The 14879-nt window shown below is 39.8% G+C and carries 11 protein-coding genes; 8 read left to right on the forward strand and 3 right to left on the reverse strand.

Going from position 1 to position 14879, the window contains the following annotated elements; all coding sequences use genetic code 11:
• Positions 1–65: 65 nt before the first annotated feature.
• Both KO529_RS14610 and KO529_RS14615 read right to left on the reverse strand, forming a co-directional pair.
• Entirely contained in the window at positions 66–527 is a 462-nt protein-coding gene (locus tag KO529_RS14610; RefSeq protein ID WP_215948621.1) for a CBS domain-containing protein, read from the reverse strand.
• Positions 528–690: 163 nt separating this feature from the next.
• Positions 691–2151: an aminoacyl-histidine dipeptidase gene (locus KO529_RS14615; RefSeq protein WP_215948622.1), complete on the reverse strand. Its 1461-nt coding sequence runs from the start codon at positions 2149–2151 to the stop codon at positions 691–693.
• A gap of 72 nt (positions 2152–2223) precedes the next feature.
• Here KO529_RS14615 and KO529_RS14620 point away from each other — a divergent pair, with 72 nt between their 5' ends.
• The 3 genes from KO529_RS14620 to KO529_RS14630 all read left to right on the forward strand — a co-directional run bounded on the left by KO529_RS14620 (position 2224) and on the right by KO529_RS14630 (position 7730).
• Positions 2224–3291: a DUF3810 domain-containing protein gene (locus tag KO529_RS14620; RefSeq protein WP_215948623.1), complete on the forward strand. Its 1068-nt coding sequence runs from the start codon at positions 2224–2226 to the stop codon at positions 3289–3291.
• 178 nt (positions 3292–3469) lie between these two features.
• Positions 3470–6418, forward strand: coding sequence for an amidohydrolase family protein (locus tag KO529_RS14625; RefSeq protein WP_215948624.1), 2949 nt, complete (start codon positions 3470–3472; stop codon positions 6416–6418).
• Between the two features lie 13 nt (positions 6419–6431).
• Positions 6432–7730, forward strand: coding sequence for an amidohydrolase family protein (locus KO529_RS14630; RefSeq protein ID WP_215948625.1), 1299 nt, complete (start codon positions 6432–6434; stop codon positions 7728–7730).
• A 74-nt stretch (positions 7731–7804) separates the two neighbouring features.
• Here the strand turns inward: KO529_RS14630 and KO529_RS14635 are convergent, their stop codons facing one another.
• Positions 7805–8608 carry a DUF6503 family protein gene (locus tag KO529_RS14635; RefSeq protein ID WP_215948626.1) on the reverse strand — a complete coding sequence of 268 codons (804 nt, stop codon included), beginning with the start codon at positions 8606–8608 and terminating at the stop codon, positions 7805–7807.
• A gap of 72 nt (positions 8609–8680) precedes the next feature.
• Between KO529_RS14635 and KO529_RS14640 the strand changes: the two genes are divergently transcribed.
• The 5 genes from KO529_RS14640 to KO529_RS14660 all read left to right on the forward strand — a co-directional run bounded on the left by KO529_RS14640 (position 8681) and on the right by KO529_RS14660 (position 14820).
• On the forward strand, positions 8681–9490 hold the full coding sequence (locus KO529_RS14640) for a TrmH family RNA methyltransferase (RefSeq protein ID WP_215948627.1): 810 nt from the start codon (positions 8681–8683) through the stop codon (positions 9488–9490).
• Between the two features lie 63 nt (positions 9491–9553).
• Positions 9554–10786, forward strand: coding sequence for a M48 family metallopeptidase (locus KO529_RS14645; protein WP_111625219.1), 1233 nt, complete (start codon positions 9554–9556; stop codon positions 10784–10786).
• A gap of 44 nt (positions 10787–10830) precedes the next feature.
• Complete coding sequence (locus KO529_RS14650) at positions 10831–13035, forward strand: RelA/SpoT family protein (RefSeq protein ID WP_215948663.1); 2205 nt, start codon at positions 10831–10833, stop codon at positions 13033–13035.
• A 41-nt stretch (positions 13036–13076) separates the two neighbouring features.
• Complete coding sequence (locus tag KO529_RS14655) at positions 13077–13532, forward strand: Fur family transcriptional regulator (RefSeq protein ID WP_215948628.1); 456 nt, start codon at positions 13077–13079, stop codon at positions 13530–13532.
• Between the two features lie 16 nt (positions 13533–13548).
• The gene (locus KO529_RS14660; RefSeq protein ID WP_215948629.1) at positions 13549–14820 is read left to right on the forward strand and encodes an adenylosuccinate synthase; all 1272 of its coding nucleotides are present in this window, start codon (positions 13549–13551) and stop codon (positions 14818–14820) included.
• Positions 14821–14879 lie beyond the last annotated feature (59 nt).

The following is a 14879-nucleotide window of genomic DNA, read 5'->3' on the forward strand; positions in this document are numbered from 1 at the left end:
TTCAGAACTAAAAAGCATCAGGGCGAAAAAGAATTACCCCCTTTGACCCAATCCTGGAGAAAAATCTATTTATAGTTTTGTGATTTAAACTTTAAAGTCGCCTTTAATATATCTTTCTGGGAAATTTGCCCGACCAACTTACCATTTTCCACTATCGGAAAACGTCTACGCTTTTCGTTCAAAAACTTATTGGCCGCATCAAAAATATTCATATTGCCGTCAATAGTTTCCACATTTTTTATCATGTGTCCTTCCACGGTTAAATTAGAGCTTGGTAGATTATGGTATCTGTTTTCGCTTATGTACTTAATACAATCGCCTTCAGAAATCATCCCTATCAATTCATTTCTATCATTCACTACCGGACCACCAGAAATTTTATACTTCAATAAGGCCACTACTACTTCTTCAACAGATTGTTCAGGTCTAAAAGTAATCAGTTTTCTGGTCATATAATCACATACCCTAAGTGGTGCTTCTTCACTGGGTTGTTGAACTCTAGGACCTTGAAAACTTTTGATTCCCATCTTGACTTTCTTATGATTCTCTTAAATATAAGAAATTTAATCTTCTTAACCTAAAAAAAAACACCTCCATATTTTTAAAACGGAGGCATTTTCAACAAGCTAAATAATTGTTTTACAGCCTTGTACATCTTACACCTTATATGGCTCTCAGGCCATGGTCTATCTATTTTTTGGGGATTTCAGAGAGTATTTCCAAAATGAACTTCCAAAATTTTTGCAACGAAGATATACTGGCACGTTCATCGGGAGAATGGGCGCCTTTAATAGTTGGTCCAAAACTTATCATATCTACCTCAGGATAATTCTTTCCCAAAATTCCACATTCCAAACCTGCGTGACAGGCAACTACCCTGGGCTGCTCATTAAAAAGCTCCCTATATTTTGTACGTAAGACTTCCAAGATAGTCGAATCAGGATTGGGATTCCAACCAGGATAATCTCCACTTAACGTCACCTCATACCCGGCCTTTTCAAAATTAGCCTGTAAGTTCTTGGCCAATTCCATTTTACCGTCCTCTACAGATGACCTGGTTAGACATGCTATTTTTATTTCACCATCGCCTACCTCCACTCTAGCAATATTATTGGATGTCTCTACCAAGTCCTTCATGGTTTTGCTCATGGCATAGACGCCATTATGAGCGTTCTTAATAGCTCCCGTTAAAGCTTGCTGGTCATTGGGCTCCATTACCATTTTTGAAAGATGCGCAGGTTCACAAACAATTTTAAGATTAGGCTCTGTGGCTGCAAATTCCTTCTTTAAATTATTGGACCAATCTTTAAACAAGGCATCCAACTTATTGGAATCCGATGCTTTTATCGCTACCCAGGTGGTGCTTTCCCTTGGAATTGCATTTCGCAATCCTCCACCGTCAATTTTAGAAATCCTTAACCCAAGTTGCTCCTGCCCCATTATCAATAAAGTATTCATGATCTTATTGGCATTACCCAGTCCTAAATGAATATCCATTCCACTATGACCTCCGGACAGTCCTTTTACCAATATTTTGTAGGCAGCGTAGCCCTCGCCCAAAGGAATCTCCCTATATACTCCTTTCGCCGTAATATCTACACCTCCAGCACAACCAATATCAATTTCATCGTCATCCTCTGTATCAAGATTCAACAGAATATCACCTTTCAACAATCCTCCCTTTAATCCCTTGGCCCCCGTCATTCCAGTTTCTTCGTCGATCGTGAACAGGGCTTCCAAAGGAGGATGGGAAATATCCTTGCTCTCCAGCAATGCCATAATAGTAGCTACCCCAAGGCCGTTATCGGCCCCCAAAGTGGTACCTTTTGCCCTTACCCAATCTCCGTCAATATACATCTCTATGCCCTGGGTATTAAAATCGAAATCGGTATCAGCATTTTTTTGGTGTACCATATCCAAATGCGACTGAAGAATTACCGTCTTCCTATCTTCCATACCCACAGATGCAGGCTTCTTAATGATTACATTTCCCACAACATCCTTGGTAGTTTCCAGACCAAGGGTCTTTCCAAAGTCCAACATAAATTGTGTTACCCGTTCCTCATGTTTGGATGGTCTTGGAACAGCATTTAGATCTGCAAATTTATTCCAGATATTTTTGGGCTCTAGAACTCTTATTTCCTTATTCATATTTATAATTTATGAAGTCAAAAATACAGATAGAAAAACAACCATGCTAGATTATTGGCTATTTTTGGCTTGATGAAAACTAAAATTAAGAATCTTATTGCCCTTTTATTGGTTCCACAAATAATCTTGATAAAATGGCTAGGGCAATACCCTGAATTTATAGAAACCTATTACAGTAAAGGGATATACCCTGTTATATCCGGATTTTGGCGCACCTTAATGGGTTGGGTTCCCTTTTCTGTAGGTGACATACTGTACGCGCTTCTAATTATTTTGGGAGTGCGCTATATCATTGTGAACAGAATGGCCATTAAAAAAAACCTGTTGGGGTTTATCAGAGACATTGCAATGGTCTTATCCGTGGCCTATTTTACATTTCATCTCTTATGGGGATTAAATTATTACAGGCAACCCATTTCGAAATCCTTGGAACTGGGCGAAAAACACAGCCAGCAAGACCTGGAAAATTTTGTGGCCCAACTGGTGCTAAAAACCAATGAAATCCAATTCAGGATTACTGCTGATACCAGTAAAATAGTTCAAGTTCCCTATTCCAAAAAAGAAATTATGGACCGTACCATAGAGGGTTATGAATCCTTAAAAAATAAAATCCCTCTTTTTGCCTACCATCGCCCCAGTTTAAAAAATTCCATATTCAGCGTCCCTTTAAGCTATATGGGTTATGGCGGCTATTTAAATCCGTTTACCAATGAAGCCCAGGCCAATAGTGAACTCCCGAATTTTAGATTCCCCGTCATATGCGGTCATGAGATAGGCCATCAATTAGGATTTTCCGCAGAAAATGAAACCAATTTTATTGGTTATTTGGCAACGGTTAGCAATGAAGATATTTATTTTAAATATTCGGCATACGCTTATGCCCTAAGTTATTGTCTAAATGATCTTGCCAGTCGGGACCAGGAGGAGTTTAAACAACAATACAACAAACTTAATCCCGGTGTAAAGAAGAATTATAAGGAAGTGGCCGAATTTTGGGAAGCACATGAAAATCCTATGGAGCCCGTTTTTAAATCTATATTCAATACTTTTCTAAAAGCCAACAATCAAAAAGACGGAATAAAAAGCTATAATGCCGTAGTGACCCTTTTGATCAATTATTACCGAAATAACCCAATCTAGTGGACAAGCTATAACGGTTTGCCATCCCATTATGCATAAATGGCCAATGCATAGCAGAATTTTTTATTTATCTTCAAAATCCAAGACTGATTTTTATGGCATAATAAGTTTAAAACATATTGATATTCTTATGGGATATATTATTTTTAAACCCATTTAATAAAGAATATATTGAAATATGAGAATACAATTTTATGTGCTTATTACACTTTTCTGCGGGTTATCACTTTCTGCCCAAGACTACTTTCCAAAAAATGACGGTGTTAAAGCGGAAAATAACAATTTTACAGCATTCATTAATGCCAAGATCCATATAACCCCAAACAAGGTATTGGACAGGGGTACATTGCTTATTCAAAAGGAAAAAGTAATAGAGGCAGGAAAAACAGTACAACTTCCAAAAAACACAATATTGATCGACTTAAATGGAAAATCAATTTACCCTTCATTCATTGATATCTATTCCAATTTTGGGGTAGAGAAACCCAAACCAGCAACTTCTGGGGGGCGTTCTGCACAGTATGGACCCTCAAGGGAAGGATATTACTGGAACGATCATATAATGCCGGAAAACGATGCAATTTCCAAATTTAACTATGACAATAAAAAAGCGAAAGAATTACGGGAAGCCGGTTTTGGGGTTGTAAATACCCATATACAGGATGGAATTGCCCGTGGAAACGGTGCCCTTATTTCATTGAACGATATAGGCAATGATTCGGATAGGGTTCTGGCCGATAAATCGGCACAATACTTTTCAATGACCAAAAGCGTTGCCAAACGGCAAGCCTATCCCACTTCCTTAATGGGCACCTTGGCATTATTGAGGCAAATGTACTTTGATGCAGATTGGTACGCCCAAGGGAATGTAACCACCAAGGATCTTTCCTTAGAGGCTCTGAACACCAACAAAGGACTAGTTCAGATATTTGAAGCCAAGGACAAAGACAATGTATTAAGGGCGGATAAGATTGGGGATATGTTCAATATCAATTATACCATCCTTGCAGGAGGAAATGAATTTGAAAGCGTAGCGGAAATAAAAGCCACAAATGCCTCCTTGATCGTTCCAATTAATTTTCCCGATCCCTATGACGTTTCCGACCCATATTTGGCGGAATATGTAAGCCTGGAAGATATGCGCTTTTGGAACCAGGCACCCACAAACCCTAAAGTCCTTGAAGAAAACCACATCACTTTTAGCCTTACACTTCACGATCAGAAATCTACCTCCTCTTTCAGAAAAAATTTATTAAAGGCTATTGAGTACGGCCTATCCAAAACTAAAGCTTTGGAAGCACTTACCACGATTCCCGCACAGATCTTGGGCAAATCCAATATAATCGGCTCCTTACAAAACGGTAGTCAGGCTAATTTTTTAATCACTTCCGGGGACATTTTCGACAAGGAAAGTGTTCTCTATGAAAATTGGGTGCAGGGCCAGAAGCATATTATCAATAACAAGGAACTTAAGGATATCCGTGGAAACTACAATTTAGCGGCCGGAAAAAAAATGTATCAATTATCAATTACCGGAGAATTGGACAAACCCAAGGCCGAGATTAAGGAAGGAGAAGATAAATTGACTTCCAAAATTAATTATGAAGACCATTGGCTTACCCTTTCCTTCAATACCAAAGAAGGTGACCAGGCATTTAGATTATCAGCAATGGCAACTTCTGCCTCAGACAATCTTGAAGGCAAGCTTTTGCTGCCCGATGGTACCGAAACCACTTTTAATGCCACTAGGACCTCAGCATTTTCCGAAAAGGAAAAAGATGGAGCCAAGGAAACACCAGTAGTAGTACCTATTGCTTTTCCCAATATTGGTTACGGCTATTCGCAGCAACCCAAACAAGAATCCATGCTGTTCAAAAATGCCACGGTTTGGACCAGTGAGGATATGGGTATTCTAGAACAAACAGACGTACTTGTTAAAAACGGTAAAATTGCTAAAATAGGGAAAGACCTTAAATCCATCGGGGCTACGATAGTAGACGCCACGGGGAAACACCTTACCGCCGGCATTATCGATGAACATACGCATATTGCCGCTTTGTCCATTAATGAATCAGGTCAGAATTCCTCTGCGGAGGTAAAAATGGAGGATGTGGTAGACCCGAAACACATTGGAATTTATCGTGATTTGGCCGGTGGTGTAACCTCCGCCCAACTTCTGCACGGTTCTGCCAATCCTATTGGCGGACGATCGGCTATCCTAAAATTAAAATGGGGTGCCGGTGCGGATGGGATGATTTATAACAACTCTCCCAAATTTATAAAGTTTGCCCTTGGTGAAAATGTAAAACAATCCAATTGGAACAGTTTTAGTAGATTTCCACAGACCAGGATGGGGGTGGAACAAACATTTATCAATTATTTCCAAAGGGCAAAAGAATATGATATCAAGAAAAAAAGTGGGCAGCCCTACAGATTTGATGAAGAGATGGAAACCTTAGCTGAAATAATTAACGGGGAACGTTTTATAAGCTGTCATTCCTATGTTCAGAGCGAAATTAATATGCTCATGAAAGTTGCGGAAAAATTCGACTTTAAAGTAAATACATTTACCCACATATTGGAAGGTTACAAGGTAGCCGATAAAATGGCAGAACATGGTGTAGGGGCATCTACCTTCAGTGATTGGTGGGCCTATAAATACGAAGTAAATGATGCCATTCCGTACAATGCAGCCATCATGCAAAGTCAGGGCATTACCGTTGCCATAAACAGTGATGACGCTGAAATGTCCAGACGATTAAACCAGGAAGCTGCCAAAACTGTCAAATATGGCGGGATGACAGAATTAGAGGCATGGAAAATGGTCACTATAAACCCTGCCAAGCTTTTGCATATAGACCATAGGGTGGGAAGTATCAAAGAAGGAAAAGACGCGGACCTGGTACTTTGGAGCAATAACCCGCTATCCGTTTATGCCAAGGTGGAAAAAACAATAATCGAAGGAGCTGTATACTTCGATCTGGAAAAGGACAAACAACAAAGGGAAGCCATAAGAAAAGAAAAAGCCTTACTTATCAACCTTATGCTAAAAGAGAAGGACAATGGCAGCCCTACCCAGGAACCGAAGAAAAAAAACCAAGAGGAATTACACTGTGACAGCCTTTAAAATTAAAATTAAGATGAAAAATATTAGAAACACAATAGCACTTGTCCTTTTGTCATTTACTATTAAAGGAACCGCACAACAAACCCCCGCCAGTACACAGAAGGAAGCCATAAGCATTGAAGGCGCTGTAGCCCATTTGGGAAATGGCGAGGTTATAGAGAACTCCCTTATCATGTTCGAAGGTGGAAAAATTTTCTTTGTAGGGGATGCCAAAACAAGAATTGCCAGAAAGGGAACTATTATAAATGCCAACGGAAAACACATTTACCCTGGTTTCATTGTCACCTGCGCCTCCTTGGGCCTGATAGAGGTAGACGCTGTTAGAGCTTCCAATGACAAGGATGAAATTGGGGAATTGATACCCCATGTACGGAGCTTAATCGCCTATAATGCAGAATCCAAAGTTGTGGAAAGTATGCGCCCAAATGGGGTACTCCTGGGACAGATATCCCCTAAGGGAGGCACCATTTCAGGAACCTCATCCGTTATGCAATTTGATGCTTGGAACTGGGAAGACGCAGTGGTAAAGGCGGATGACGGTATACATCTATCGTGGCCAAATAGCTTTAAACTAGGTCCTTCCACCGAAGGCCAGGGCCGTAGACATAAACCCAATGAAAATTACACCAAGGAAAAGGAGAAAATAGTAAGCTTTTTTAAAAATGCCCTGGCCTATGGAAAAAGTAAAGCACCAGAAATTAATCCGGCATATGCCGCTACCCAAGGCTTGTTCAACGGAACACAAAAGCTTTATGTTTATGCCGACGGTGAAAAGGAAATATTGGATGCTATTACCAATACCAAAAATTTAGGAGTCCAGGAAGTTGTTTTGGTAGGTGGATATCATTCCTATAAAATCACCGATTTCTTAAAACAGAATCAAATATCCGTATTGGTAAGGGCTCCCCACAACCTACCGTCTTCTGAAGATGACGACTATGACCTTCCCTATAAACTGCCCAAAATACTATCCGATAGCGGACTATTGGTAGCTATGCAAAACACGGACGCGAAAAATTTTCAAAACAGAAACCTGCCGTTTTATGCCGGACAGCTCGTTCAACAAGGACTTTCCCGTGAAAAAGCACTCCAAATGATTACACAAAATCCGGCGAAAATTTTGGGAATAGACGAGGTCTACGGAACCCTGGAAGTAGGTAAAAGTGCCACACTATTTATTTCTGAAGGCGATGCGCTGGATATGAGGACCAACCAATTGAGTAGGGCCTTTATTGACGGAAGGGATATTTCATTGGAAACACACCAAACGGAATTATGGAAAAGATATATGGAAAAATATAACGGAAAATAGTCCAAGATTTAAAAACTAAAAAAAAGGGGCTAGAAAACAGTTTGTTTCTAGCCCCTTTTCCTTTATAAGGAGTACTACTCTTGTACTTTCCCTTCTACAAATATTCCATTTTCAGGCTTCGCAAAGAAACTTATCGGTTTAGCCTGTCCGCTAAACGCTATCGCTTCAAAAACAACCGGTTTTCTCGGCTCTTTAATCGTGCGCCCCTCGGAACTGTACCAAGTCAATTCTTTGGGAACTTTTAGGCCATTTACGTCCGTCCAATCGTGATAACCTATCCAACTTACTTTATCGGAACGTTCACCACTTCTATAACTCACTGTATATCCAAGCCAAGCCATTTTAAAGGTCTGGGGGTCATAATGTAAGAAATACTCATCCTTATAAGAGGTGCCTATTCCCGAATTGAATCGAACTGCAATACCGGGATAATTAACCCCTTCATATACCAAATCCTCCGTTTCATCATAAACAATACCCTTATCCCCCAAAACAAAAGGCATATTAAAAAAATAAGACCTAAGGTTGTGATAAAACACTGGATCGCCCTTAAACGCATTTTCTTCGTTAAGCAACCATACCTTATCACCGTCAAAACCAAGGGAATAAGCTGGTCCGTCCACCCTATCCATTCTGGTTTGTAAATCAATGGTATGAAGCTCTTCCCCTTGCTTAAAAACCAAACTCTTCTTGTTTTTCCAATTCGCCAACCCGCCATGAGCCTCAAAAACCTTAATTAACTGCTCTGGATATCGTTCCAGATCAACCCTTGATTCTGTCCTAGGTTCGGCCATTTCCACTTCGGCTTCCTTTGTTTTGTTTTCCATTTTACAGGATAGCGTACTAACCAGTAGCACCACTACAATTACATATTTCATCTTACTTATTTTAGTTGCCCCATTGGTCGTATTACTATAATTAAGTTAACATAATATATTATTTTTGCACCAATGAGCTATATAAAAGAGATTAGCAGTATCCATAACCCCTTAGTAAGGAGCACAATATCTTTAAAGGAAAAATCCCGTGAACGAAAAAAAAATGGGCTTTTTGTTATTGAAGGCATCAAAGAGTTACAGCTCGCAATTAAGGGACAATATACTTTAAAGACTATTCTTTTCTATCCCGAGCTCGTTACCGGCGAGGCTATTATGGAATTAGTACATGGAATTTCACCTACACCAGAAATAATTGCCATATCAAAGGATATATTTCAAAAATTGGCGCATAGGGAAACCACTGAGGGCATATTGGCCATAGCAGTGGCCCGGGAGCATTCCCTGGAGTCGTTAAAATTTAAAAACGACAGTCCACTTATTTTAGTGGCGGAAGCTCCTGAAAAACCAGGCAATATTGGCGCCCTCCTTCGTACCGCCGATGCTGCCGGCCTGGATGCCGTAATTATAGCCAATCCGAAAAGCGACCTATACAACCCAAATATAATCCGCTCGAGTGTTGGATGTGTTTTCACTACCAATATAGGTATGGGATCCACACCCGAAATTATCCAGTTCTTAATTAGTCGCAATATCAACATCAACTGTGCAGCACTAAGTGCCTCCAAGCCATATACAGAAATAGATTTTACCAAAGGCACGGCAATTGTGGTGGGAACAGAGGCTACCGGGCTATCCGAACAATGGCTGAACAAGGCAACCCAAAATATTATAATTCCCATGCATGGAGAAATAGACTCCATGAACGTCTCCGTATCCGCAGCAATACTTATCTTTGAGGCAAGGAGGCAAAGGGGATTATAAAGAAAAAACAGGCATCCACAAAACTGCAACATAAAACAATATTGAAATCCATTAATTTTTTAAATGAACAGTAACATCCTATTTTATATCATCATAGCCATTTTGTTGATTCAGTTTTTAATTGAAACTGTGCTGGAATATTTAAATGCCAAACGCTATACGGATGTTGTCCCAAGTGAACTCAACGACGTTTTCGACCAAGAGGAATACAGAAAATCACAGGAGTATAAGAAAACCAACTATCGTTTTGGGATGGCAAGCTCTGTCTTCTCCTTAAGCCTAACCTTAATTTTTCTAATTTTTGGGGGATTTGAATGGATAGATACCATTGCCAGGAGCTTTAGCGACAACCCTATTCTGATTGCACTTATTTTTTTCGGAATAATTATGATAGGCAATGATATTGTTACAACCCCCTTTTCTTACTACCACACCTTTGTAATTGAGGAAAAATTTGGCTTTAACAAAAGTAGCAAAAAATTATTCTGGACAGATAAAATTAAAGGTTGGATTATGATGATGATCATCGGGGGAGGAATACTGTCATTGATCATTTGGTTTTTTCAATGGGCGGGCACCAACTTTTGGATTTATGCCTGGGCTCTCATAGCCGTTTTTTCACTTTTCATGAACCTGTTTTATAGTAAACTGATCGTGCCCCTTTTCAACAAACAAACTCCCTTGGCAGAAGGTAGTTTAAAAAGCAAAATAGAAGCTTACGCCAAAAACGTGGGATTTGAATTAAAGAATATATTTGTGATAGATGGATCAAAAAGATCTACCAAGGCCAATGCCTATTTTTCTGGATTTGGCAAAGAAAAGAGAATAACCCTGTATGATACCTTGATCAACGACCTGGAAGAAGACGAAATTGTAGCGGTGCTTGCACATGAAGTGGGACATTACAAAAGAAAACACATCATCTTCAATTTATCCGCCTCTATTTTACTTACCGGTCTCACCTTATTTATCCTTTCAATTTTTATAAATAATCCGGAGGTATCTTTGGCTATTGGCGTTTCGCAACCTAGTTTTCATGCAGCGCTTATAGGTTTTGGAATCCTATACAGTCCTATTTCGGAAATAACAGGATTGATCATGAACGCCATGTCCAGGAAATTTGAATATCAGGCAGATGACTTTGCTAAAAAAACTTTTGCCCCCAAACCTCTGATTACGTCCTTGAAAAAATTATCCAAGAACAGCCTAAGTAATCTTACACCTCATCCTGCTTATGTTTTTATGCACTATTCACACCCAACCTTGATGTCCAGAATTCAAAACTTAAAGGCATAATTTTTGTTGTCTACTATCATAGTTTGTGCTATTTTTAATTTATGATGACCGAAGCTGCAATAGAGAAAGAAAACAAGGAAATAGCGAAGCAATATAAGGAACTGCTGCGCATAAGCTATCAAAGTCTTACCGATGAGGATAAGAAATTGATACGCTCTGCCTTTGATATTGCCGTAGATGCCCACAAAAACCAAAGAAGGAAATCGGGAGAAGCATATGTTTTCCACCCCATAGCGGTAGCAAAAATTGTGGCTTCCGAAATGGGTTTGGATGCGGTTTCCATAGCATCTGCCCTACTCCATGATGTTGTTGAGGATACCGAATACACCCTAGCGGACATAGAACGCCTGTTTGGCGAGACCGTTGCTCGGATCGTAGACGGACTCACTAAGATTGCCCACCTGAAAAAGGATATGAACATTTCCCAACAGGCGGAAAATTTTAGAAAAATGCTCCTTACCCTTAATGACGATGTAAGGGTTATCATTATAAAGATAGCAGACCGATATCACAATATGCTCACTATGGATTCCATGCCAGAGCATAAACAAGTGAAGATAGCCTCTGAAACCCTGTACATATACGCCCCATTAGCGCATAGAATAGGGCTCTACAATATTAAAACGGAACTGGAAGACCTTAGTCTTAAATACACTGAACCAGATGTTTACGAAGATATTTTAGGTAAGATTGAAGAGTCCAAAGAAGAACAACAGGCCTATATCGATGCTTTTTCCGGAGTAATAAGCGACTCGCTGGATAAAGAAAATCTCAATTACTACATTAAGGGCCGAATGAAATCTATATTCTCCATTCGCCGAAAAATGAAGGTTCAGAATGTATCCTTCGATGAGATTTATGACAAATTTGCGATTCGGATCATATACAAATCGGACCGGCACAACGAAAAGTTTTTGGCCTGGAAAATATATTCCATTGTTACTGATCACTTCACCCCTAACCCTGTTCGCTTACGGGATTGGATTTCCTCTCCCAAATCTACAGGTTATGAAGCCTTACACATCACTGTAATGGGCCCAAAGGGCAAATGGGTAGAAGTTCAGATCCGTAGTGAAAGAATGCACGAAATAGCCGAAAAAGGCTATGCCGCGCATTTTAAATACAAGCACGGCAATCAAAAAGAACAGGGAATTGAGGAGTGGCTCAACAAACTACAGGAAGCTCTGGAAAATGCAAATACCAATGCGGTTGATTTTGTAGAAGAGTTTAAACTAAACCTTTATTCCAAAGAGATTTTTGTATTCACGCCCAAAGGAGAATTAAAATCCCTACCTAAAGGAGCCACCCCTTTAGATTTTGCTTTCAATATACATACCGAAGTGGGCATGCATACCCGTGGGGCCAAAGTAAATGGCAAACTGGTTCCCTTAAATACTACCTTGCAAAGTGGTGACCAAGTGGACATTCTCACCTCCGACACGGCCAAACCCAGTCAAAGTTGGTTGGATTACGCTACTACGGCAAGGGCCAGGTCTAAAATAAAATCCTCCTTAAGGGAAGAAAAGAAATCTACGGCTATGGAGGGCAAAGAAGTCCTTAGACGTAAATTAAAATCCCAGAAAATCACCCTTAACGAGGATACCATAAATAAGTTGGTCGTCTATTTTAAGCTCAAGACCAGCTTGGACCTGTTCTATAGAGTGGGCATAGGGGCCATTGACAATCAGATGCTAAAGGATTTTGCGGCCTCCTATAGTAACGCGTTCATTACTTTCTTTAAAAATAAGATAAAGAGAACCCCGGTTCCGGAGGATATCCACAAGGAAGAAATTACCTCAAAATATGACACTCTTGTCTTTGGAAAGGAAGAAGACAAGTTGGAGTATAAATTATCCCAGTGTTGCAATCCCATACCAGGTGACGAGGTATTCGGATTTGTTAGTGTAAACGATGGAATTAAGGTGCATAAGAAAAACTGTCCCAATGCCATTTCCCTGCAGTCCAACTATGCCTATAGAATCATCTCGGCCAAATGGATCGATTCTTCCCAAGAAGAATTTACCGTGGAAATAATGCTTACGGGGATAGATAATATAGGTTTGATAAGTGAAATTACCGAGGTAATCTCTGGCAACTTACATGTGAATATGAGGAATATTAATTTTAGTACGGATGGCGGAACATTCTCGGGAAGAATCACCCTTGTTGTAAAAAACAATGCTATCCTTAAAAAAGTTATAGATAATCTAAAGCGCATTAACGGCATCGATAAAGTATCCAGAATTTAAATTTTAACTGTACATTTGTACCCTAACGCTGGGTAAATGCTATGGGCGAAAATAAGAATCAAGAAATAGTTAAAAATGTCTTCACCACTTTCCTGGAGGAAAATGGTCACAGAAAAACACCTGAGCGCTACGCAATCTTACAGGAAATCTACGACAGCGAAGAACATTTTGATATAGAATCGCTCTATATCACCATGAAAAACAAGAATTATCGCGTAAGCAGGGCCACACTGTATAACACTATTGAGCTTCTCTTGGAGTGCAAATTGGTAAGAAAACATCAATTTGGAAAAAATCAGGCCCAATACGAAAAATCTTATTTTGACAGGCAGCACGATCATGTAATCCTTACGGACACCGGTGAGGTCATGGAATTTTGCGATCCACGTATTCAAAGTATAAAAAAGACCATTGAGGAAGTTTTCAATATTAAGATCAACACTCACTCGCTCTATTTTTACGGAACAAAAAATAAAGAAGAGAACACGAATAATTAATCCAATTACATAAATAATGGCAGTAGATTTACTACTAGGACTCCAATGGGGAGATGAAGGAAAAGGGAAAATAGTTGATGTTTTAACAAAAAACTATGACATAATTGCACGTTTCCAAGGTGGACCAAATGCTGGCCACACATTAGAATTTGATGGTATAAAACATGTTTTGCATACCATTCCTTCAGGAATTTTCCATAAAACCGCGGTGAACATTGTTGGCAACGGGGTGGTAATAGACCCAGTTATCTTTAAAAAGGAGCTGGATAATCTTAAAAAGTTCAATCTAGATATTAAATCAAAATTATTTATCTCTAGAAAGGCCCACTTAATTCTGCCCACCCACCGGTTACTGGATGCTGCTTCGGAAACCGCCAAAGGCAAGGCCAAAATTGGATCCACTCTAAAAGGTATTGGCCCGACCTATATGGACAAAACCGGAAGGAACGGAATGAGGGTAGGCGATTTGGAATTCTCGGACTGGAAAGAAAAATACAGGATACTGGCCAACAAACACGAGGCCATGATCAGCTTTTACAATGTAGAGATTCAATATGACCTAAAGGAATTGGAGGCCGACTTCTTTATGGCGGTAGAAGAACTAAAAAAATTAACCTTCATAGATAGCGAAGAGTATATTTTCAATGCTCAGAGGGAAGGTAAAAAAATATTGGCGGAAGGCGCACAGGGATCCCTATTGGATATCGATTTTGGAACCTATCCTTTTGTAACCTCATCCAATACTACGGCAGCGGGAGCATGTACAGGATTGGGAGTGGCACCAAATAAAATAGGTAGCGTATTGGGTATTTTCAAAGCGTATACCACTCGTGTAGGCAGTGGTCCTTTCCCTACAGAACTTTTTGATGAGGACGGTGCAACCATGGGCAAGGTCGGCAACGAGTTTGGCGCAACCACAGGTAGACCAAGACGATGCGGATGGTTAGACCTGGTAGCACTTAAATACGCCGTTGAAATTAATGGGGTTACGGAATTGATGATGATGAAGGCGGACGTGCTTAGTGGTTTTAAAACTCTAAAAGTTTGTACGGCATACAACTATAAAGGAAAACAAATTAAACATTTACCCTATAGCATAGAACCGGAATATGTGACCCCGGTATACACGGAAATGAAGGGTTGGGCAAAGGATTTGACCAAAATGAGCAAGTCCGATGAACTTCCGGACACCTTAATGGATTACATAAAGTTCTTGGAAAAAGAACTGGAAGTCCCCATTAAGATTGTTTCGGTAGGACCAGATAGGACCCAGACCATATATCGATAACAAAAAGGCCATCTTAAAAGATGGCTTTTTTGTTATTGGTGTTTTACTAAAACTATCCC

Origin of the sequence: Arenibacter algicola, assembly GCF_018860365.1 — a bacterium.
Lineage (GTDB): Bacteria > Bacteroidota > Bacteroidia > Flavobacteriales > Flavobacteriaceae > Arenibacter > Arenibacter algicola_B.